This window comes from Novosphingobium olei (assembly GCF_037076535.1).
In the GTDB taxonomy this organism is placed as follows: Bacteria; Pseudomonadota; Alphaproteobacteria; order Sphingomonadales; family Sphingomonadaceae; genus Novosphingobium; species Novosphingobium olei.
The window spans coordinates 1,127,882-1,149,964 of the sequence record NZ_AP029021.1 but is presented as its reverse complement, the minus strand read 5'-3'; the positions used below and the strand labels follow the sequence as shown (position 1 = coordinate 1,149,964).

The window sequence follows — 22,083 nt, the reverse complement described above, 5'->3', positions numbered from 1 at the left end:
CTCAGGAAATCAGCCGGGGCACCGCCGCACCGCGCACATGGAAGCATGCATCGGGATGTTCTGCCGCACCGTCGCGTGGCGCCGCGCGATGCTGGACAACGCCGTTCTTGCCGAAGCCCGGAACGACCGGCCGAACGCCCTTGCTCGATAGCCATAGCCGCAGCAGGTGCCGCTTGCGCTGCGGTTCGGGCCAGTCCCAGAACGTCGTGCGCGCATGCAGCGCGGCATAGTTCGACAGCCACTGGATGTCGCCGGGGCGGAAATCCATCTCGATCGCCATGCCCGGCTCATAGGTGATCTCGTCGAACAGGCGCAGCACCTCGATCTGGTCGTCGGTCAGCTGCGGCACGCCGGGATATTCCTGCGCGGTCAGGATATAGAGCGATCCGGCATACATGCTGAACACGCCCTCCTCGATGCTGACGATCGGAGAGGTATAGGTATCGGCGGGCGCTTCGTGGTCCTGCCGCCGCCAGTCCCAATGGAACGGCTCGAACAGCAGCGGGGCAAGGTCCGGCCGGCGCGCAAGGATCTCGTTATAGATCTGCGCTCCCGAAACCAGGCACGATGCGCCCCCTTCCTTCGCACCGCGCAGGCACATCAGCGCGACGATGTCGGAACTGTCGGAGTGATAGACCAGCTTGTCGCGCACCTTTGACGAAAGCGCGGTCGGATCGTCCATGGTCTTGTCCGACGTTGCGTAGACGTGGTCGATCAGGTCGCCCATCTCGTTCTGGCGGATGGGATCGCCCATGTGCAGGCCCAGGATGTAGTAGATCGCGCTCGACAGCGCGTCGGAATAGAGCTCGGCGCGCAGGCCCCGCACCAGTACGAAACCGCGCCCGAAGTCGACTTCCTGCCGCCAGGCCTCGCACGCCTCGGCACAGGCGACCAGCGGATAGTCCTCGGCCTGGACGGTGCGCAGGTCCGGATCTTCCGCCATGAACCGCGCGCCCAGCGCCTCCAGCTCGGCCAGCTGGGCTCCATCCAGCTCATAGATCCAGTCCTGCCCTGTGGACAGCTCGTCGCCACGCCAGGCGGCGCGGGTCAGGACGGGGGCGAAGGTCGTGGTCACGGACAAGGTTGCTTCCTCACGATGGCAAATGGCGTGTGGTCTTGCCTGTGACATACAGTCGCGGGCGGTTCTTGTCGCACTGCGCAGGATTTTGTGCCGATCCCTTTACGCCTCCATCCCGATCGCCTCGCCTTGCCCGCCCCCGCACGGACAAGGGTGTTATAGGGCATTTGCAAAGCGCGCCGGATGTGGCAGGCGGCGCGGCGTTCAAGGGGGAACCGTCAATTAATCGTGCGTAGTGGCGCAAGACCCGCAACCCTCCCGCGCAGACATTCAAAGGGCAAGTCAAGGCGGGCCCGGCAGAAGGCGTGCCAAGGGAGAGCAATCAGCAAAAGCTGCCTGAGGGGATGGATCAAGCCAGCAATGAGGGGGGAACCCATGCGCAAGTCTTCCATCCTGTTAACCGCCACAGCATCCCTTCTCGCCCTGTCCGCCACGGGCGTGCGGGCTGCGGAAGTGTCCGCCGACGACCAGTCGACCGAAGCCATCCCGGCAACAGCAGACGATGCGGGCATCGGCAGCATCACCGTCGTGGGTGAAAAGCGCGAAGTGAACCTGCAGGCAGCGCCGCTGTCGATCACGGCCGTGTCGCAGGATGCCCTGCGCCAGCGCAACGCCACCGAGCTTGCAGATCTCAACGGCTTCGTACCCGGCCTGACCGTGACCAAGAGCGAAGGCAACGAACGCGTCATCGCCATCCGCGGCATCGGCTACGAAACCGCCCAGAACCCCAACTCGCAGCCCGGCGTCGCCTTCCACATCGACGGCGTCTACATTGCCCACGTCGTCGCGCTCAACCAGGACCTGCTCGACGTCGACCATGTCGAAGTGCTGCGCGGGCCGCAGGGCACCGTGTTCGGCCAGACCTCGACAGGCGGTGCGGTCAACGTCATCACGCGCAAGCCCAAGCTCGGCGAGACCAGCGGCGAAGCCAACGTTTCGTACGGCAACTACAACTACGTGCGCGGCTACGGCACGCTGAACCTGCCGATCGGCGATACGCTGGCCGTGCGCGCCACGGTGCAGTACCTGCGCCACGATGGCTATGGCTATGCGACGCAAGTTCCCGGCTACGACAAGTATCCGCTCGACGATGCCGACAACCTTGGCGCGCACGTTTCGCTGCTGTGGCAGCCGTCGGACGATTTCACGCTGACGCTTTCGGGCCAGTCGTTCGATGCCGATCACAACGGCGCGCTGCAAAAGTGCCTGCTGTGCAGCACCGATCCCGCGAACGGCAGCACCACCTACGTGGCCGATCCGCTGTCCAACCCGCGCGCCGTCTACCAGGACTTCCCCAGCACCTATAAGACCAAGACCCGCATGGCCTACCTGTCGATGGCCAAGACGCTGGGCGATGTCGCGGTGCTCAAGTCGGTCACCGCCTACCAGTACCTCAACAAGAACCAGACCGGCGACAACGATCGCTACACCTACGCCAACTACTACGACAACCTCGTCAAGTGGCGCGACTATTCGAGCACGTGGACGCAGGAAATCTCGCTCTCGTCCACGCCCAACAAGTCCATCGAATGGACGCTGGGCTTCTTCTTCCTGCGCCAGAACGCGCTGCAGGACATTCTCGAATACGCCCCCACAGGGTTCGCGGTCGATCCGTCGAACGGAGAGCGCGTCACCTTCCAGACCAACAGCCCCTACCAGCACTCGACGCTGGCGGGCTATGGCCAGGTCATCATCCACGCGACCGACAAGCTCGACATCATTGCCGGTGCGCGCCACAACTGGGACAAGATCACCGCGCAGCCGGTGCAGTATTTCGCCACGGTCCCGCCGCGCGAATCCAAGAGCGACGCGGTCACCGGCAAGCTGAGCCTGCAATACCAGTTCTCGCCCGAACACATGGTCTACGTCACCGGGTCGAAGGGCTACAAGCCCAGCGGCGTGACCTTCGCGGGCGATTCGATCTACGTGAAGAGCGCGTACGAGAAGGAGACCGTCTGGGCGGCCGAAATCGGCTCGAAGAACGAATTCTTCGACAAGACGCTGCGCATCAACGCCTCGGCCTACTACTACTGGTACAAGAACTTCCAGTTCACCGCCGAAGATCCGGTCCCCTTCGCCGGCGGCACGGCAAACATTCCCAAGGCCGAAACCTACGGCGTCGAATTCGAAACGACGTGGGCACCGGTCACCGGACTGCGCTTCGACGGCAACCTCGCGCTCGCCAAGGGCAAGTTCAAGGGCGACTATTACACCATCGACAAGCAGACTGCGCAGGATATCCGCGCCACCACCTTCGCGGCCCTCGGCTACCCCGCGGCCTATTACTTCGATCCGCGGATCATCGGGGCGGTCATCGGGGCTTCTGCCAACACCAACGGCAAGAAGATCCCCAAACTACCCGGCGTCCAGGGCAGCTTTGCCGCCACCTACACCGCGCCGGTCGGTCCGGGTGAACTGACGCTGCGCGGCGAAGTGATCTACCGCGGCAAGTTCAACTCGCGCATCTTCAACGTGCCCGCCTACGATACGGTGCCCGCCTACACGATCGGCAACCTGTTCGTGCAGTATCAGCCGGAAAACTCGCCGTTCACCTTCTCGGTTACGGCCACCAACATTACAGACAAGGCCGGCATCAGCAACAAGTTCGCCGATCCTTACGGTTCGGGCACCACCAGCGTGGAATACATTCCCCCGCGGCAGGTCTTCGGCACCATCGCCTTCCGCTTCTGAAGCGGCCCGTACCTGAAAATATTTGCAGGCGGATCGTCCCCCGGGGTGGTCCGCCTGCAGCTTTTGCGGATCACCCCGCCTTGGCGCCCGCCAGGCTGCGGTGGCGGGCATAGAGCAGGTAGAACACCAGCCCCGCCGTATTCCACGCCAGGAACGACTTCTGCGTGATCGCCTGCAACCCGGTGAACAGGTACAGGCAGCCAAGGATCGCCACCGGACACACCACCCAGGCCAGCGGCGTGCGGAACGCCCGCCGCGCCTCGGGCTCGCGCCGGCGCAGGATCAGAACGCACAGCGCCACCGCCACGAAGGCGCACAGCGTGCCTGCGTTGGCAAGGCTCGCGATCAAATCGAGCGGAAGCAGCGCCGCGATCGCGGCCACGAACAGCGCCGTCGCCCCGGTGATCCGCGCCGGCACGCCCCGCGCCGAAACCCGCGCCAGGCTTTCGGGCAGGAACCCGTCGCGCGCCATCACCATGAAGATGCGGCTCTGGCCATAAAGGAAGCCCAGGATCACCGTGGGCAGCGCGATCACCGCCGCGCCCGCCACCACCGTGGCCACACCCGGGCTGCCGATCGACCGCAGGATCAGCGCGAGTGGTTCGGCACTCTTGCCGAATGCGGTGTAATGTAACGCACCCACGGCAGCGGTGGCGACCACGATGTAGATCGCGGTGCAGGCCGCCATCGACCCCACGATCGCGATCGGCAGGTCGCGGTCGGGGTTGCGCGCTTCTTCCGCCGCAGTGGAGATCGCATCGAAGCCATAGAAGGCGAAGAAGATGATCGCCGCTGCCCCCAGCATCCCGTACTTCACCCCGCCCTCGCCCGGCGTGCTGCCATAGCCATGCGGGGCAAACGGCTGGAGGTTCGCCGCGTCGAAGTGCGGCGCGGCCACCGCAACGAACAGCGCCAGCGTCACCAGCTTGAGCACCACCAGCGCCGTGTTGATCCGCGCACTTTCCTGGGTTCCGCGCATCAGCAGCGCAGCCACCACCGCGATGATGAACACCGCCGGCAGATTGACGCCCAGATGCGTCAGCGCACCGTTCTCGACCGTCGGTCCCTGCACCAGCGCGTCGGGCAAGTGCACGCCCAGCCCGATCAGGAAACCATTGGCATAGCCTGACCAACCGACCGCCACGGTGGAAACCACCAGCGAGTATTCCAGGATCAGCGACCACCCCACGATCCACGCGAAGACCTCGCCCAGAACCGCGTAGCTATAGGTATAGGCGCTGCCCGAAGCGGGGATCGCGGTCGCCATCTCGGCATAGGCAAGCGCGGCGCAGGCGCAGATCACGCCGGCAACCACGAACGACCACAACACCGCTGGCCCCGCCCGGTCCGCCCCCACGCCGATCAGCGTCAGGATTCCGGTCCCGACGATCGCACCCACGCCCATCGCCATCAGATGCGGCCACGAAAGCGTGCGCGCCAGCCGCTGGTGCTCGGGCAGCTCATGGCTCGCCGGAATTGCCTTGCGCCGCAACAATGATCGCATCGGTATGGTCCATCCCCTTGCTTTGCCAACGCTTATCGCGGGCCCGGTCCGAAAGCCAGCCGGCCAGGCGGACACAAGTTGGCTCTGGGGATCCCGGCTAGGTGGCAGGCGTGGACTCGTACGGCGGCGATCAGGACGCGTCCGCCGCGCCCACCTGCTGGCAAAGTGCCGTCACGTCGTCCATGAACGCCCTGTTGGCTTCCCGGCATTCGGCAAGCGCTTCGGGATAGGCGACCGCTACCTCGGCCAGCTGTCGCCAATGCTCGGCACGGCCGACAGCGGGTGCATGCTTCAGGCGGTACAGCTTCGACATGTTGGGAATGGCCACCACGCGGCGCCCCAGCAACGTCGCCCAATAGGCCCCGTGATAGGAGTTGGTGATCACCACTTCGCCAGAGGCCAGGAAATCGAGCACGCCGCTGATGTCGTTGCCGTCATTGGTCAGCCGGTCCTGTCCGTCAATCGGCACGGGGATCCGCTTATGCTCGTAGATGACGAAGGGCTTGGTCGGTTGATCGCGAACCCTGTCGAATTCTGGCGACATGCAGCTCGCACATGGCGTCCAGCGATAGGGGGTGCCAAAATCCCTGACGCCCAGCAGATCGTACGCGCCAAGATAGTCGGGCAATGCGCCCGCAAAGGGCATCACCATTCCGCCCTTGCGATCGACATGCAGGCTTTCGCCCATTCCCCAGCCGATCAGCGCATCCAGCCGGGGTCGGCATTCCGCAAGCGCGGTCATCGCCGGTGCGAATGTCTGGGCAATCAGTCCACCCCCGCCCACGATCACCACGCCCGACAGGCCCTGCTGATCAAGTTCGAGGATATCCTGTTCCGGGCCCGTGATGTCGAAGTACCGGGACGGGGCGCAGAATGCATCGCCCACGTTGGTCTCGTCGCGGCGATAGACGCTAGTGACGCGCAGGGTCATGCCGCTGGCCTCGTGAACACGTAGATCCTCTCTCTCGCACCATGCGGCACGATCGCTTCGAGCTGGAAACCCTGCTCGGTGGCAAGCTTGACCACTCCGGCGGAATCGAGCGCGCTGAACCAACCGTGCAGTCGCCGGTCGCGGCCAGCATCGAGGTCGGCCGGATTGTAGGTCAGGACCAGGCGCTGCCACTTTGCCGCGATTGCCGCGAACACCGCAGCGGGATCGTGGCAATACTCAAGAACGCCCAGCATGGTCACGACATCCGCCGCCACGTCCGGTACGATGCCGCGATTGAGCTCGCAATAGAGTGTGCGGCTGTCGCGCGACACGATGTCGGCGGGAAGATAACGCGCACTCTGTGGCAGCTCGCGCTCAAGATCCATCTGGCCGCACCCCAGATCGAGCACCACGTCGTCCGGACGAAGCAGCTTGGCGACCACGGCCGCGCGGGGCGACCAGCTGGCATTGAGGTTCGACGGGTTGGCCCATCGCTTCACATCCGATGCACGTTCGGCGGCAAGCGCTTCGGTCGAAAGGAGCCGCTCCGTCTGCGGCAGGTCGCCGAACCGCGGAGCGGTAAGGCTGGAGACCGGCCCCGCCGGTGCAAGCGTTCCTGCGGGCAGGCCACCTTCGATCTCGGCGATGCGCGCATGGCGCCGTGCCAGCTGCGCAGCCAGCGTATCGTCGTCCGAACCCGCGTTTTTCTCCCGGCTCGCCTGGAGATGCTCGATCACGGCCTCGACCGGTGGGTTATAGCGCCGGTCGAACACCTTGCACATTTCGGGCGGCAGGAAGTCGACCCGATACCCGCGGTCCGGCTCCGTGGACAGCGCAACCGTCTGCAGCGCATGCTGGTCCCACGCCTCAGGGCTGGCGACTTGCGCCGCGATCCATTCCTCGATCAGCCGGGCCGTGCCCGGCGTGTCGTTCAGCAGGATGGTCCCGCTGATGATCTGCTCGTCGCGATGACCGGCCACGGCCACATCCGCGTGATAGCCACGCAGATACGGCCAGGGATCGGAGTGCACGACCGCATCGACGTCAACATAGAGCAATGGCCCGCGCAGCCGCTCGCGCAACTCGCGCAGCACGATCGGCTTGTGCCGAACGGCCGCAAGCCAGTCGGTCATGGGCGGTATCTTTTCGAGATGGATGGGCAGGCCCAGCGCTTCGACCGACGCCTTCAGCCGCTCCGCCTCCGCCTCGTAACGGGTCCCTTCGGTGAAAAAGCCGACAATTGTTCCATGCGCATCGTCAAGGCCTTGCGGGTTTCGCGCACAGAGCCGCTCGAACCAAAGATGCTGCCCCTCGCGGGCATAGCCGGTCTGCTCCATTACCTCGAACAGCTCGGGCGCCAGCCTGAACTGCCGCACCAGATGCGCCGCCGCCGCTTCGTCAAGCGCGGGCTTTTCATCCCCCATCACGCCCTTCGCGTCCGCCCACTCCGATGTGCGGGCCATCAACCGCGCAAAACTGCGCGTAAAGGTAAGGCCCGTCACGTGCGCGACTGCAGCCTCCACCAGCGCCGGCTGGACTTCGATATCTTCCTGACGGACCACCAGCATCCGCGACCGCGCACGGCTGGCCTTGCCCACGGCATTGTGGACGAAGAGCAATCCCGGATCGCTGCGGGTCGGCAATCCTTCGCTCGATATGCGCAAGGCGTGGTCGAAACTCCACACGAAGCGCCCTTGCTCGTCCCGTTCGATCAGCAGATCGCGCGGGTCCTGCACCAGCACGATATACGCCACCTGTTCAGCCAGACCGACCGGGCTTCTCGCAATGCGCCCCAGGGCAAGGATATCCGGCGCGTAATGCGTGATCGTGGTGGCTTTGGGCTTCAGCCGTACCGTGGTTGCCGATCCCTTGCGGATCGCGGCGGGCAAACCCGATGCAGAGCAGACAAGTCGCGCGAACCGTTCCGTCAGCGAATTACTAAACCCACAGATCACCAACTGCTGACAGGGAGACGACATAATTTTTTAAGCCTGATCTTCTCATCAATCCGGGACCAGCGAATGCTTAGTTGATCCCTTGCGAAAGACCAGTGCCGCAAGAACAGTTTAATTCAGCTTTCGCACATGAGGGTCGGTTCACGGCACCAAAACACCAGCTGTTTCACCCGTTTAAACAGCGGAGACGCAATGATCGTCTTTCGATCGGGTCATCTACCCTTGCGCCTTCCCGGCTTTGCCCGTCTGGCCTTTGGCACATCTCGACGCGAGTGGCAGGGACGACGCTTTACTGCCGCCTCGCCCAAGAGGCGGCGCAAGCAATCTGGATGCGGGATTTTGGGGAGTTGGTGCGCCCGACGGGATTCGAACCCATGGCCCCCAGATTAGGAAGTGTCTTAGAGATGCTGATTTATAACGCTTTTTTCAATCCATGTCGCATTGGTGTTGCATCAAGCCAACAACTCCGCCTGTGTTGCAGCGATCAGTGCGGCATCGCCTGAGGCGTCGGTAATGAGGTGGCCGTAGGTGTCGAGCGTGAGCTGAATGCTCTCGTGACCGATCCACACCTGCAGGCGCTTGAGGTCGATCCGCTGCTTGATCCAGGCGCTTGCAGCTGCGTGTCGCAGTGCGTGGAAGCCGTAGCGCGCGACCATCACGGGATTGCCCTTGGCGTCTAGCTTGGGCTCGCCGTCGACCAGGACAGGATCGCAAACGCCAGCCTTGATCTGTAGCGGCAGGAACTTGCGGCGCAGGAGGTGGCCGTATTGTTGCACCCCGCCCGCAGTATTGGGGAACGCGAGGCCCAATTCACCCTTCGGGCAACGTAGCTTCCAAGCCTTGAGCTCGGTCACCAAAGCAGGGCCGATCGGGATCGTACGGTGCCCGGCCGCAGATTTCGGTAGGCCGATCTCGCCAAACTTGTCGGCACGCTGGGCGACGGTAAGCAGTCCCTGCTTCAGGTCGATATCGGACCATCGCAGGCCGCGAAGCTCAGACGATCGCAAGCCGGTGAGGATGGCGGTCATCAGCATGGGCCGGAGATCGTCGCCGGCGCTCGACAGGATCGCCTTGAGCTCGTCCTTAGACGGTATCACGATTTTTGAGCGTTCGCGTGCTGGCCGCACCACCTTCACGCCGCTGGCGACATTCTGCGCCACCAGCCCTCGTCGCTGAGCCTCCGTGATGATGCTCGACAGGGCGCGCACCGCCTTCCCTGCCATAGCCTTGGAGCGGGTCTTCAGCAGCTCGTCCCTATAAGCCTCCACTGCGGGCCGCGTCAGGCGCGACAGCTTCTCGGCGCCAAGGAACGGCACCACATGCTTCTGCGCCAGCTGACGGTACTGGGTGACCGTGCCGCGCTCCCTGCCCTCTGCATCGGCCTTGTTGACCCAGAGGTCAGCTGCCTCGGCGACGGTTATTGATTGTGAATCTGCGGTGTGGACGCCTTGGCTCACCTGCCAGGCGGCGCCAACGAGCCATGCTTCGGCGTCCTTCTTGCGCGCGAACTGCTTAGCGCGGCGTTTTCCAGCCTGGTCTCTGTAGTCGACCAGCCAAGCTGACTTGGCGCTTCCGTCTGGGGCCGTCCACTGGCGCTTACGGATTGCCATCGCGCCAAGCGCCTACATTGCTGGATGATGCCCGAATTTCCCGCATAACGTCGAACTCGTTGTACTTCGATGCCTCGCCCAGCCTATGGGACAGCTCATCGATAACCTCGCTTATGTTGACCAGGGCGTATCGCCGCGATCGCAAATTAGCGAGATTTTCCAATCCCATGCGAAACTCTTCCACTCCCTTTACGTCAAACGTCGCCTCAGTTTCATCCCACTCTTCCTCCCCTCGCAAGTCGGACAATACGATTGGGTCGAACACCAGCAAAACTGGCTCCGCGTCATCCGAAAGCATTCGTGAGGTCGCCAACATGACCGCGCCTTGGATCCGCCCAGAATACTCCGTGCAAATCCGCACAGTGCGCTCGGGGTTGAGGCCAACCTGATTCATCTCCAAGGCGACTGCAAGCTGCACGGCGTGTCTCACGTAATAGACGGCCGCTCTGCCCCTGCCTGTGTTGATCCCAGGAGGAAAGCCTTGCTTCTGATAATGCTTTAGGCGCCCTTGAAAGGCTGAACGCTTCTCGGGAGCAACACGGTGCATGTCAGCCAACGCTTGCTCCACCTGGGCAAATTGGAATTGCATTGTAGCCAAGGAATCCTCCGATAGGGAATCGATACCCTTTTCATTTGACGGACGCCAGCGGAATAGATAGGGAAAGGACATCGTTCACCTATCAAGGAATCGGCGATGCTTTCCCAAGACCTTTTGAGCGGCGCAAAGGCTGCGGCAGACTACATCGGAGAGACGCCTCGCGCTGTCTATCACATGGCCGAGCGCGGGATGCTCCCCGTGATCCGCAAGGGCCGGAAGCTCTATTTCCGAAAGTCCGAACTCGAAGCTGCCTTTCGATCGGATGCGGCGTGACCACAAGCAACAACCCCACCGAGCGGTAACTCGGCGGGGCTGAAGCGTCCTTGGCGGGAACGCTCCAGCTTTCGCACCAAACCCTCGGAAATTCAAGCGAACTCATCGGCCCGACCCTCGGTGCCGAAAGCGATGGAGTGTGCAAATGACTGAACAAATCTCAAAGGAAGCCACCATGGACTTCCGCATCAATGGCTGTTCAATCGCCGTATCCCACCGAGATGCAGCAGACGAGCGGTTGAACGAAGCTCACGCCTTACTGCAGGCACTGTCGCTCGCCTTCGAAGACGCTGAAAATCCTACCTACCCGCCGAACGATAGGTGCCCGATCACTGATTTGCCCCCGCGCCTCGTCGCCAAGGCGATCGATGGCGTGACCTCCCTCGTCGCTTACGCGCGGTTCCACATCGAGCAGGACGCGGGGGAACGCTGATGGCACACCTTCAGACCATCGAACCCGATGCATGGCTCGCTGACTTCGCAGAGGTCGGCGGTGGCTACACGGTCACTCCGGAGGGACGCCTCATCCTCGGCTTTGTGTTGCTCGGTCGCACAGACACTGAGCAGCGCGAGGCAGCGCGGATGCTCGAACACCTTGGGAAAGGGGGATGGAGTGCCCTTCGCTCGCACCTGGTGGGGAGGGCCTGAACCATGCGCTCCGATTGGGTTGAGCATGATGGGCGCGGACGTCCTGTGCCTCCCGGCACGATCGTCGACATTCGGCACTTCAACGGAGATGTCACGCACGACTTTGTTGTTGGGGGGGCAACAACGTTCGCCCCGGACGGCACGGTCATCGAGTTGAGTCGCGCTCGCTGGAGCGGTTGGGAGTTCCACGACGGCGGGCCGATGGGGCCGAAGTTCCGAGCATATCGCGTAAAGGGTGAGCCTGCAGGCCAAAGGCTACAATCCGAAATCCTGCGGCAGCCGTTATGCCAAACGGCGGAAGCCTGATCATGGCTGCCCGCCCGAACACTACGGGAGGGGCTGCGGCCCTTCCCCTCGCCCTACTGGAGCAGGCGATCCCAAGCCTTACGCGGGACGAACTTGCGGCCCTTGCCGAGCGCGTGATCGACCGCCTTGACGAAATAGACGGCGATCCCGACGAGGAACAGCCGGATGTCGAAGATAGCTTCGTCATCACCTGGCAGGCCCGAGCCAATTCCACTGGTCCGGGCTGCCCAATCGCGGACTGCGACCACGGGGTCGAAGATCTGCCCCACGACGAGGATTCATTCCTGTTCGCTTCGTACGGCGTCGACCAATCTCAGCCGCGATTCAAGCACTGAGCGTCGTCGTGCATGCAGTTGGCAACAACCAACGAGGTGCAAACATGGAGATCCTGACTTCTCCGGAAGCGGCGCGCTATCTGAAGCTATCCGAGCGCACGCTTGCAGCCATGCGGTCGCGGGGCGACGGTCCGCGATTTGCCCGGATACATCCGGACGGGCGAGGCGTCCGTTACCGTCTCGATGATCTGAATAGCTGGATCGAAGCAAGGGGGCGCGAACATGCCGCCTGAAATGCGAAAACGCCCGGCGGGCAAGGCCGAGCGTTCCCTAGATCTTCGACTGAACCTTCCGAAGTACTACCTTGCGCCAGCCCATGGGGCAAGGCCCGCGTGGCGCCGCAAGCACTTCCAGCAAGGAGTGCGCCTGTGACAAAGCGGTACCAGCCTTGGCGCAAAGGCCCGGCACAGGTCATCTCATTCCCCGCGAGGTGTCTCATTCGTGCCTGGTATGTTCGGCCGGCTGAGCGGGGCCAGTGGATCGGCGAGATTATCGGCGGTCGCGATTTCCTCGACGAGGGTCCGATGAAAACGGACATCGGCTCGCTGAAGCTTGTCTTCGCCGCAGTGTGTCGGCGTGACGCCCGGCAAGGGCTGCCGGTGGTTCTTGACGATCGAGCAGTTGAAGGTGGCGTGTGACTGAGCAAGCCACGATTCAGCCTGACCTTCTCGCCGCGGCGCTCGCGTACGCATCCAACGGCTTGCCGGTCTTCCCCTGCCATCCAGAAACAAAGCGTCCGCTCACCGAGCGCGGTTTTAAGGAGGCGTCTTCGGATCCGGAACAAGTGCGGGCCTGGTGGAGCAAGTGGCCCCGCGCAATGATCGGCCTGCCGACCGGGCAGGTGTCCGGGGCATGGGTTTTGGACATCGACGATCCGGCAGCATTTGAGGCCGCTTGCACGGTCGAGCTCCCTGCGACCAAGCGCTGCACCACGGGCAAAGGTTACCACCTCTACTTCGCCTACGACCCCAGCGATCCGATCCGGAACGCGCAATTCAATTCGAGGACTGGATGGCCTTTTCCTGAACTGCCCGGGGCCGAAGTGCGTGGCGATGGCGGTTACGTCATCGTGCCGCCGTCGCGGCATCCCTCGGGCCGGCTGTATGCGTGGGAGTGCGAGGGGGAGCCAAAGCAGGCGCCTGCGGCCCTACGGAAGCTGCTCAAGAAAACTGAGCGATCTGCAGAGAAATCTCGACAGGATTGCCGTTCGGCGAACGGGCAGGATACGGCCTACGGTCTTCGCGCGCTTGAGGATGAGTGCGCCAAGGTACGGAGCGCGCCCGATGGCGGGCAGGAGTGTGCACTAAACGAAGCCGCGCTCAAGGTCGGGCAACTTGTCGCCGGTGGCGAGCTGTCGGCGTCGACCGCGAGAGGCCGCCTGCTCGCGGCGGGACTGGGCATGCCGTCCTATAACCCGCGAGATCCGTGGACGACAGATGCTGTCGTCTCCAAGGTCGAGCGTGGCTTGGTCGACGGTGCAGGAACCCCCCGTCGTGCACCGGAGCGGGATGGTTATGATCGACGGCGGTCAGAGCAACCCCCTCACGGTCATGATAATAAGCAAGAACGGCGCGAGCGGCAAAGGCAAGAGAACCGGGAAATTGGCGAGGGCACCAGAGAGATCCCGACTGCCAAGATTCTGTCACTGGAAGACATGCTGCGCGACTATGTGCTTATCTTGCAGGGTTCATTGGTCGCACCGCTAAGCATGCCGCAAGCCGTTCTCGCGTTGCCGGACTTTAAGAATGCCATGGCCGGCTCGAAACATTGGGTCAGGCCGGAAAACGAAAAGCCGAAGGCGCGACCGGTCGTGAATTGCTGGCTCGAGCATCAAGAGCGCAAAGAAGCTGAGACAATCACATTCAGGGCTGGTGGGGAGACAATCGTTCCCGCGCCTAGTTCGAACCGCCCAGCCCTAAACATGTGGGCTCCATTTACCCGTGCTCAACCTCCTGCAGACTGGCGAGCGCGCGCCGCAATTTTTGTCGACCACATAAACTGGCTTTGGGGCGCCGACGCTGAGGAGTTTCTCGACTGGCTTGCGCACATAGAGCAACACCCTGGCGTCCTGCCTCACTATGGCTGGGTTCATATTAGCCGGCAGCACGGTAAGGGACGCAATTGGATCTCATCGGTTCTCGCCCGGGTCTGGCGCGGATATGTCGCTGCGTCCCTTGACCTAGTTGCAATGCTGGAAGGCAAGTTCAACGGCCGCCTTTCACGCAAGATATTGGCGATCGTCGACGAAATTAACGAGGGTGGAAACGCCACATACCGCCACGCCCAGGCACTGCGCCAGATGGTCACGGTAGAGCATCGCGAGATCAATCCGAAGTACGGGAAACAGCACGTCGAATACAACAGCTGTCGGTGGCTCCTGTTCTCCAACCACGTCGGCGCAATCCCGCTGACTGAGGACGATCGGCGCTTCTGGGTTGTTTCCCACGACGGCGAGCCGAAGGATCAGGAATACTATGCACGGCTCTACAGCGCATTACCCGATCCGGCCTTCGTCGCGTCGGTGACCGAATTTTTGCGACGGCGGGATGTCTCGCACTTCAAGCCGGGGCAGCGGCCACCGATGAGCGAAGCCAAGCGAGCATTGATCAGTGTCGGCCAAAATGAGGACTACATCACGCTCAGCGAGATCGCGACGAAGTGGCCTGTCGATATTATCACGAACTGGGAAATCACGGCGCTCCTTGAAGGCAGCAGCCAGGTCACGGCCGCCATCCGCCGTGCCTTGTCCGACCTCGATTTCAGGCGGATCGAAACAAGGGTCAGGGTGGACGGGCAAGGGTCGCAGCGGGCCTACTCGATCCGCAACCATTCACACTGGAGTGCCGCCAAGCATGACGCTCTCGCTGCTGAAATTCGCAGGGCGCACCAGAAGGATAAAGAGGATGCTATCGGACGTGGCATCATAGCGCCTCAGACTGGAACTCCTGCAAATGGCTGAAATCTGCCATTTTCGGGGGTGCGAGTTCCAGTAGTTCCACCACTCTAAAAAGAGGTCATTTCACTTTCTTTTTTGTGGAGATTTCAAAACCCCGGAACTGCTGGAACTGCTGGAACTACCGATTCCGCGATTCAACCGCCCCGCCCTGTTCCGGTATCTGATTGCTCTCAACGTTCAGGGGTCGATCGATGGCGTTTCAGAAAGGGCAGTCTGGCAATCCAGGTGGAAGAGCAAAGGTCACGCTGCCTGATGGCCGTACGCTGACGGATCTCGCGCGCACGCACACCGCGAAGGCAGTGGAGGCTCTTGTAGGCGTCCTGGACAACGACGAGGCCTCGGACGCTGCGAAGGTGTCAGCTGCTACTGCGCTGCTGGACCGTGGCTGGGGACGGCCGAAGCAGGACTTGGGGATTGAGATGAAGTCGGACGAGGCTGCGGCGTCTTTGCTGGAGCAGGCGCGGCGGCGTGCTGCGCAGGCCGGTTAGGCCAACGCGCGACAGTACCGCGACACGCTAGCGGTAGATATCCCGAACTGGTGGGCCGTCTCTGCGATACTCGCGCTGTTGGACTGCCTCCATTTGACCACTTCAGCCCCATTGGCGGCTTTCGGGCGGCCCAAGCTGTCCTTGCCGCGGTGGGTCTTGCCTGTGGCCTTGAGCGCGGCTCTGGCCGCTTCTCGACCCGCCGCAGTACGCTCGGCAATCCTCTGACGCTCCATATCCGCAACCTGCGCCAGAACAGCTAGAATAAGCTCCCCTACGCCTTTGCCTATGGGCCCGAGGCCATGGACGTCTACGGTAACGCCAAGGGCCAGCAACTTCCGAACGGTGGCCTGCACATCGAGTGCGTCGCGTCCAAGCCGATCGACAGCGTAGACGCAAATTGTGTCCCCCTCCCTGACGTAGGAGAGCAACTCTTTGAAGCCCGGCCGTGATGAGGCCAACGTTGCCCCGCTCACACCCTCATCGGCGAATTCCTTGTCGAAGGTCCCGCCCATGGCACTGCGCTGTGATTCGATACTCTGGTCATTCGTGCTGACGCGAAAGTAGGCGATGCGGCTCATTGCCAATCTCCATCAAAAGATATCAAACTTTATGATGCACTATCAGAAATGCGTCAAGGTATCTTTTGAAGGACAAAAATGGCTGGAATACCCCTCTGTCAAAAGGATCAACTTTTGACTTATACTATCGGCACGGCTGTTGAGGGGGCAAAAAAGATGATCAGATTTGCGGTAGCTGCGCTGGCATTATTGCCATCTATCGCATTGGCGCGTGAGTGGGACAGTGACTGGCGTTATGTTGCCACTTCAGGAAGGGGAGAGGTAACGCGGCTAAAATACAGCTCAATTAGGAATTTGCCACCGACTCCTTTACGCCCATTCTCCGTAAGACAGGCTTGGGTGTCTGTGGTTAGTAGGCGCCCGGAAAATCCTCAAGAAGCGTATGCCTTGCAGTTGGAAAGATATAACTGCGATGAGCAAACCTGGGACCTCTATTCCTTTTCATCCTATAGGGAGGATGGTAGCGCCATTAAGACATCTACCCGGACGAATGACCTCGGTTCTTCGTATACCCCGGTTGTTCCAGGTTCGCTTGGTGATGAGACAATGAAGCAGATCTGCGAAGCGCCGATTAACTGAGCCGGCAAAAGTCCTGATGGGGGCTTCGTCACCACGCGCGGCGGCCAGTTATAGGCAAGCGTGCGTAATTCGCTGGCCAAGCAAATTAAGTCCGCCCCTTCCCAGCCAATGCGCTCGCCAGGATCGCGGGCAAACTGAAGTCGCCAGAGTTATCATCCTTGACGATCCCGTCCTGCGCGGACTTGAACAACGCCGACAGAATCACAACCCTTTCGTCGCTTGTAGCCGCCCCCTCGTTAATCAACGCAAGATAGGCTTGCGTCATCACTCGGCGCTCCTCGGCGTCTGTCGCCAAGTGGCGTTCGCCCAAGTAGATACGCACGATCAGTTTCGCCATCCAGAATACAAGCGTGAGCAGGGCGCCCAACGATGCCACAATGAGGAAGTGCCGACCGCTCAGCTTGTCGGCTCCCAAAATAGTCCATGCGCCAAAGAACCCTAATCCCAGAAAGACCAATGAGAGGGTCAAGAACCAAGCTAAGGCCTGGAGCCAGAGTTTGGCAGACCGATCATGCGCCGTTTTCTTATCTCCCCAATATTCAACAGGGGCCTTCAGACGCATCTGTTCCTCGTAAGCCGCGCGTGTGTCCTGAATGAGTTCTACCTGGCGCTCAGCTCTAATCTGAACCTTCGATGCACGCTGAGATGCAATGCGGATGGCGCGGGCGACAAGACGGCGGAATTGTGGCCGATCTTCACCAATTATCATTCGAAGCGAATCAACCTCACGCTGATATTCGGCCCGCTGCTGCGCTATTGCCTTGCGTTGCATCTCGCGCGAAGCATTGATCTTCGCTCTTTGCTCGTCAGTCCAGCTGGCGTGTGATGCGAAGGAGGGATTTGCGATGGCCTGCCATACCTTGAAGTCCTGCAGCCGCGCGAGATTGGGGTGTGATTGGCCTGTAATCCACATCAGGGCTGTCTCGGCGACCTCGTCGCCGTGATCAAAACGGATCTGCGCAACCGCCGTCCCAGGCCAGAATTGGGAAAACACGAGTTGCGGTGTCGAACTGGCGAATACGCTCTGTAGATTATTCCGGAACGTATCCAAGCCGGTTGAGCCTTGAGAAAAGGCCGCAATCCACGTCTGAACAATGTTAAAGCGTGAAAGATAGTCCCTGCCAAACTGTGACTGGGCTGAAGGTGGCTTGTGCATCCATCGCCAAGATTCGAGCTCCGACGCCACAAAGTTTGACACTTCGTCGGCGCTATCAAATGACATTGAGTTTCCAAATCCATCAGAAATTAAGATCGGAAACTTTGACATAGAATCACTCCAATTACACCCGCCACGCTCTAAAGCCTGAACATTCAACAGAACAAGCAATCTGGTCTTACAGCACGGCGATAACGAGAATTAGTGTCGCAGCCATCCTCGCTTGCCAAACCACGTTCCCCGCGATTCAACCCCGTGAGTGAGGAGACCATCCTGCGCGAATGAGGCAGGATGGCAACCAATGACACCGCAGGAAGTCCGCCAAGAGGTTATTGCTGACCTCGGCCGCTTTACTCATGACCCGCTAGGTTTCGTCCTTTGGGCCTTCCCGTGGGGCGTCGGAGGCACATCACTAGCCAATGAGGACGGCCCTGACGTTTGGCAGCGGGAGCAGCTGCAGGCGATCGGCAATGACCTGCGTGCGGACCCGTACAAGGTCATTCAGGACGCCACCGCATCGGGTCACGGCATCGGCAAGAGCTCCCAGGTGTCGTGGATCATCCTGTGGGCGCTGATGACCCACGAGGACACACGCGGCGTCGTCACAGCGAACACAGAGGGCCAGCTCCGCACGAAGACCTGGCCAGAGCTGTCTAAGTGGTACTCCCTCCTCCAGTTCGATTGCCTTCGCGAAATGTTCGTGCTGGAGGCAACGTCGATCCACTCAACGGAGACGGGACACGAGCGCACCTGGCGCATCGACGCGATCCCATGGTCTGAGCGAAACACCGAAGCGTTCGCCGGCCTGCACAACGCCGGCAAGCGTGTGGTGCTTCTGTTCGACGAGGCTTCCTCGATCATCGATGCGATCTGGGACACAGCAAGCGGTGGCCTGACTGACGCGAACACAGAAATCCTGTGGCTGGCTTATGGAAATCCCACTCGAAACACCGGGCGTTTCCATCAGGCAATTGTAGGCCGTTTCCGCAATCAGTGGCGCCACCGCATGATCGACGGGCGCAATGTAAAGCGCACGAGCAAAGAGCAGTTGCAGCGCTGGATAGACGCCTACGGGGAGGACAGCGATTTCGTCCGTGTCCGCGTCAAAGGGCAATTCCCCCGTGCCAGCTCAACCCAGTTCATTCCGGTCGACGTCGTTCAGGCAGCACGCAAGCGAGAGGTGCAGGTTCTCGAATCTGACCCAGTCATTTTCGGGGTCGACTGCGCTCGGTTTGGCGATGACCACTCGACGTTGGCGATCCGCCGCGGGCGCGACGCCCGTTCGCTTGAATGGCGGCGATGGAACGATCAGGATTCCATGACCCTTGCCGGTGACATCGCGTTGGAAGCCCAGCGGTGGAAGCCTCAAGCGATCTTCGTCGACGCCGGCAACATCGGCGCGGCGGTCATCGATCGGTTGCGTCAGCTTGGCGTGCAGAACGTCATGGAAGTTTGGTTCGGCGGGAAGGGTCGAGAGGCAGAACTCGAGCCGGGCATTCGTGTCCGCACGGCAAACAAGCGAGCTGAGATGTGGACCAAGATGCGGGCTTGGCTCAAGACCGGGGCTATTCCCGACTGGGACGAGCTTGAGGCCGACCTGACGGCGCCTGAGTACGGCTACGCCAGCGATCAGACATCGATTCAGCTTGAGTCCAAGAAGGAGATGCGCGCCCGCGGGATGCCCTCACCCGACGATGCGGACGCCCTTGCATGCACCTTCGCCGAGTACGTGATGCCGCTCGACAATCCCTATTTTTACAATCCGACCGAGTACGGCGTTGTCCGTGAATTCAACCGGTATGAAGAACTCGATGGCTAGTCGAGAGTGCGGGGCCCGCAACCGTGCGGGTGGGCGGTGCCGCCGCTTGGGCATGGCGAACGGTAGATGCCATTTCCACGGCGGCAAATCGCCCGGGGCGCCCAAAGGCAATCGCAACGCGTGGAAGCATGGGCGGTATTCGGCGAGCGCCCCACCCAGCTAAGCCTGATCAATGAGTAGCGCGTTTGCCACAGCCGCACCGTGATGGCGACGATGCTCCTAAGACATTAATCATACCCGCCCTGCTTGGCCTCTAGCTTGATACGCCCCGCAGCCCGGCCTGCGCCGGACACTTGTCGAGCTTATAGCGACCGACTAGTTCGCCATCTGGTGTGCGATACTCATAAACGTAGGATCCACCGCTCTCGATCAAGAGCCGGTCAACAATGCTGGCGCACGCTGTAGATTCAATTCCCTTGCCCACTCTCTCGATTGCGCTCTTCGACATTGTGGGGATCTGCACGTCAAGTTTGTGCATGTAGGTTATCTGGCTCCCTTGTGCTTTCGCACCAGTCAAAACCGTGATTCCATCCATTCTTTTCGGGCCATTGGTGTTGATCCCATTGGCAACGACCTCGTTATTTCGTGCGACACGATCGGGGGTGAAGCTGTTTATCACTCCCAATTCAACAAGCTGTGTCTCTGTTGGACGCCATATTGAGCTTGATGATGTTGCCATCGCCCGATCTACAAACCAATCAGGTAGCCCCGCATTGGTATAAGCATTTCGCATCTCTGGGTTTGCTGTTTGGGCTTCGCTGTCAGTCATAGAGGTGGCTGAAGGGCTGTGAAATCCTAACGACGATCCGACTTCAGCGAAACGGTGAGCGCCGGCAAGAAAAACAATCGTGCAGGACGAAGAACAATCGCCAACTGCAATTGTGTCCATGTGCCTTGCGGCGATGGTCCCAGCGATTTGGGTGGCTTCTCGAATACGGCCGCCGGGAGACATTAGCAAAACTCGCCTAACTTCAGGATGATCGCTTAACACAGTCCTGAAACGGTCGGCGGTTCCAGCGGATATAAATCCCGTGAGACGGAGTGCATCTCCTTCGATTGTCAAAGTGGCACTGCTACCAATCGGATCGCGCCCTGCAGCGAGCTGACCAAACTCCGCCAGCTGTGGTACGGCCTTTGCGAGCTGCCCTGAATAATTGAGCGCACCAAGAACAACCATGCCTTGCGCGACCCTAGCCCAACCCGAGTTGCCTCCTCGGCTCTCATGCTTTGATGCTGAGCGCCAGATTCCAACGATCGCCCATATCCAGACACCAAATCCAAGGATCAGCAGGACAATGGCTGCAACCGACACGATCCGGAGCGAAGAACTGCTTTGATTGAACTGAACGCTCAGGGCGAAGATCAGCCCACTAACGACGGCGACAACTAAACTGCCGTTGATCCAATATGACACGGGCAAGGAGAGGTTCCCCCGCCAATGATCGACAAAATAGTTTCCCGTTCGTTCGTCAAGGTAGTCCGGATTAGTGAATGACATCGTCCCGCCCCCTAGTATTCTACGATAGGCTAAGCTGATCCGGCTTGCTTGAGCAATAGAGTTTTCTGGTTCTCGATGCCGCGATTCAAGCGCCCCGGGCAAAACCCTACCGTCGCCCTCGACGGTCGACAGCGAGGCGTGGTGCCCCGTTCCGTCTGAGGGCAATCTCATGAAGCGTTCTTCGTCCAGCAATGGTCGCCCGACCACCACAGCTCCATTCCAGCTTCCCCGCCACACCCGCACGCCGAGCAATCCGGCACCCGGTCGCAAGGACAGCGCCCCTACCCCGCCCCGTCCGCAGGGAGGTCGCTGAGATGGCTCTCACCCATGACATCTACGGGCAGCGCAAGCTTGAGCTCGTTCGCGGCATCGAGCTTGCGGAAGGCGAATTCCACTCTGCAGCCCTGAAGGAACAGACGGGCGCCGGCACGTCTGCCGACACGAAGGCAGCCAAGGAACATCTCGCCAAGCTGCGTGACGATCTCGAAGCTCTGGAGGGGGCCTGGATCGCGTCGAAGGCGCAAAGCCAACAGGACGCCAGCGCGCGCCGGCAGGAATCCTTCGATGCGTTTCTCGAAGGCTGCGAAGAGCTGTTCGAGGCTCGCGCTGACGCGGTGAAGCAGGCCGACGAGGCAGCACGCAAGCTTGGCCAGGCGATCGTCGATTACGAGATTGCCTGCCGCGAGATTCGTGCGCGCCTCGTCCCGTTCCATGGCTACATCAGCAACGACACCGCTCGGTCGAGCGCCTTCTCGTCTGTGAGCATGTCCCTCGAGCCGTCGACGTGGGTCGCATCGATGGCGGCGGGTGCAGCGCTTGGCGACCTGCGTATCTCGGTGCCAACTCACATGCAGAGCACAGAGGTGTTCGGGAAGAAGAGCCCGGCCGAGTTCGAAACCGCGATGGCCGCAAGGGTGAAGAACGCCCTCAAGCTCTTCGCGCCGGAGTCTTGAGCCATGGCTTCCCATCGTGTGGTTACGCGCACCCAACGGCCTGATGGCTGGTTCTGGGAGCGAGACGAGCTGGTCGATTAAAAGGGCGCGCCTAACTGGAAGTTCGAGCCGCTAGACCCAGTAGCTC

20 protein-coding genes are annotated in these 22,083 nt (G+C 61.1%); 10 read left to right on the top strand and 10 right to left on the bottom strand.

Features of this window, described 5'->3' with window-relative positions; all coding sequences use genetic code 11:
* Position 1: 1 nt before the first annotated feature.
* A complete protein-coding gene (locus AACH40_RS05465; protein ID WP_420874030.1) occupies positions 2–1,075 on the bottom strand; it encodes a TauD/TfdA family dioxygenase in 1,074 nt (357 codons plus the stop codon).
* A gap of 378 nt (positions 1,076–1,453) precedes the next feature.
* On the opposite strand from AACH40_RS05465, the gene AACH40_RS05460 reads away from it, so the two are divergent.
* Positions 1,454–3,769 (top strand): TonB-dependent receptor, encoded by a 2,316-nt coding sequence (locus tag AACH40_RS05460; RefSeq protein ID WP_338644550.1) that lies wholly within the window; start codon positions 1,454–1,456, stop codon positions 3,767–3,769.
* Between the two features lie 70 nt (positions 3,770–3,839).
* Here the strand turns inward: AACH40_RS05460 and AACH40_RS05455 are convergent, their stop codons facing one another.
* The 5 genes from AACH40_RS05455 to AACH40_RS05435 form a co-directional block, all read right to left on the bottom strand.
* Positions 3,840–5,273, bottom strand: a complete 1,434-nt coding sequence (locus AACH40_RS05455; protein WP_338644548.1) for an amino acid permease — start codon at positions 5,271–5,273, stop codon at positions 3,840–3,842.
* A 130-nt stretch (positions 5,274–5,403) separates the two neighbouring features.
* Positions 5,404–6,204, bottom strand: a complete 801-nt coding sequence (locus AACH40_RS05450; protein ID WP_338644546.1) for a hypothetical protein — start codon at positions 6,202–6,204, stop codon at positions 5,404–5,406.
* Positions 6,201–8,183 (bottom strand): putative nucleotide-diphospho-sugar transferase, encoded by a 1,983-nt coding sequence (locus tag AACH40_RS05445; RefSeq protein WP_338644544.1) that lies wholly within the window; start codon positions 8,181–8,183, stop codon positions 6,201–6,203. The genes AACH40_RS05450 and AACH40_RS05445 overlap by 4 nt, the downstream gene beginning before the upstream one ends.
* 428 nt (positions 8,184–8,611) lie before the next feature.
* On the bottom strand, positions 8,612–9,769 hold the full coding sequence (locus AACH40_RS05440; protein WP_338644542.1) for a site-specific integrase: 1,158 nt from the start codon (positions 9,767–9,769) through the stop codon (positions 8,612–8,614).
* Positions 9,756–10,439 carry a hypothetical protein gene (locus tag AACH40_RS05435; RefSeq protein WP_338644540.1) on the bottom strand — a complete coding sequence of 228 codons (684 nt, stop codon included), beginning with the start codon at positions 10,437–10,439 and terminating at the stop codon, positions 9,756–9,758. The genes AACH40_RS05440 and AACH40_RS05435 overlap by 14 nt, the downstream gene beginning before the upstream one ends.
* A 24-nt stretch (positions 10,440–10,463) precedes the next feature.
* Between AACH40_RS05435 and AACH40_RS05430 the strand changes: the two genes are divergently transcribed.
* Positions 10,464–10,640: a helix-turn-helix domain-containing protein gene (locus AACH40_RS05430; protein WP_338644538.1), complete on the top strand. Its 177-nt coding sequence runs from the start codon at positions 10,464–10,466 to the stop codon at positions 10,638–10,640.
* Positions 10,641–10,785: 145 nt separating this feature from the next.
* Positions 10,786–11,073, top strand: coding sequence for a hypothetical protein (locus AACH40_RS05425; RefSeq protein WP_338644536.1), 288 nt, complete (start codon positions 10,786–10,788; stop codon positions 11,071–11,073).
* A gap of 574 nt (positions 11,074–11,647) precedes the next feature.
* Here the strand turns inward: AACH40_RS05425 and AACH40_RS05420 are convergent.
* Entirely contained in the window at positions 11,648–11,863 is a 216-nt protein-coding gene (locus AACH40_RS05420) for a hypothetical protein (protein WP_338644534.1), read from the bottom strand.
* Between the two features lie 110 nt (positions 11,864–11,973).
* Between AACH40_RS05420 and AACH40_RS05415 the strand changes: the two genes are divergently transcribed.
* From AACH40_RS05415 to AACH40_RS05405, 3 genes are all read left to right on the top strand, one after another.
* Entirely contained in the window at positions 11,974–12,162 is a 189-nt protein-coding gene (locus AACH40_RS05415) for a helix-turn-helix domain-containing protein (protein ID WP_338644532.1), read from the top strand.
* 401 nt (positions 12,163–12,563) lie between these two features.
* Positions 12,564–14,888, top strand: a complete 2,325-nt coding sequence (locus AACH40_RS05410) for a bifunctional DNA primase/polymerase (RefSeq protein ID WP_338644530.1) — start codon at positions 12,564–12,566, stop codon at positions 14,886–14,888.
* A gap of 188 nt (positions 14,889–15,076) precedes the next feature.
* On the top strand, positions 15,077–15,373 hold the full coding sequence (locus tag AACH40_RS05405) for a DUF5681 domain-containing protein (protein ID WP_338644528.1): 297 nt from the start codon (positions 15,077–15,079) through the stop codon (positions 15,371–15,373).
* Here the strand turns inward: AACH40_RS05405 and AACH40_RS05400 are convergent.
* Positions 15,370–15,951, bottom strand: a complete 582-nt coding sequence (locus tag AACH40_RS05400; protein WP_338644526.1) for a recombinase family protein — start codon at positions 15,949–15,951, stop codon at positions 15,370–15,372. The two genes, AACH40_RS05405 and AACH40_RS05400, sit on opposite strands and share 4 nt — an antisense overlap.
* A 114-nt stretch (positions 15,952–16,065) precedes the next feature.
* On the opposite strand from AACH40_RS05400, the gene AACH40_RS05395 reads away from it, so the two are divergent.
* Positions 16,066–16,530, top strand: a complete 465-nt coding sequence (locus tag AACH40_RS05395; protein WP_338644524.1) for a surface-adhesin E family protein — start codon at positions 16,066–16,068, stop codon at positions 16,528–16,530.
* An 85-nt stretch (positions 16,531–16,615) separates the two neighbouring features.
* Here the strand turns inward: AACH40_RS05395 and AACH40_RS05390 are convergent, their stop codons facing one another.
* Positions 16,616–17,797 (bottom strand): DUF6161 domain-containing protein, encoded by a 1,182-nt coding sequence (locus tag AACH40_RS05390; protein WP_338644522.1) that lies wholly within the window; start codon positions 17,795–17,797, stop codon positions 16,616–16,618.
* A gap of 190 nt (positions 17,798–17,987) precedes the next feature.
* Between AACH40_RS05390 and AACH40_RS05385 the strand changes: the two genes are divergently transcribed.
* The gene (locus tag AACH40_RS05385) at positions 17,988–19,505 is read left to right on the top strand and encodes a terminase (protein ID WP_338644520.1); all 1,518 of its coding nucleotides are present in this window, start codon (positions 17,988–17,990) and stop codon (positions 19,503–19,505) included.
* On the top strand, positions 19,486–19,668 hold the full coding sequence (locus AACH40_RS18880; protein ID WP_422394883.1) for an HGGxSTG domain-containing protein: 183 nt from the start codon (positions 19,486–19,488) through the stop codon (positions 19,666–19,668). Before AACH40_RS05385 ends, AACH40_RS18880 begins: the two co-directional genes overlap by 20 nt.
* A 90-nt stretch (positions 19,669–19,758) precedes the next feature.
* On the opposite strand, the gene AACH40_RS05380 is transcribed toward AACH40_RS18880, so the two are convergent.
* On the bottom strand, positions 19,759–21,003 hold the full coding sequence (locus tag AACH40_RS05380) for a hypothetical protein (protein WP_338644518.1): 1,245 nt from the start codon (positions 21,001–21,003) through the stop codon (positions 19,759–19,761).
* A gap of 314 nt (positions 21,004–21,317) precedes the next feature.
* On the opposite strand from AACH40_RS05380, the gene AACH40_RS05375 reads away from it, so the two are divergent.
* Positions 21,318–21,956 carry a hypothetical protein gene (locus AACH40_RS05375; RefSeq protein ID WP_338644516.1) on the top strand — a complete coding sequence of 213 codons (639 nt, stop codon included), beginning with the start codon at positions 21,318–21,320 and terminating at the stop codon, positions 21,954–21,956.
* Positions 21,957–22,083 lie beyond the last annotated feature (127 nt).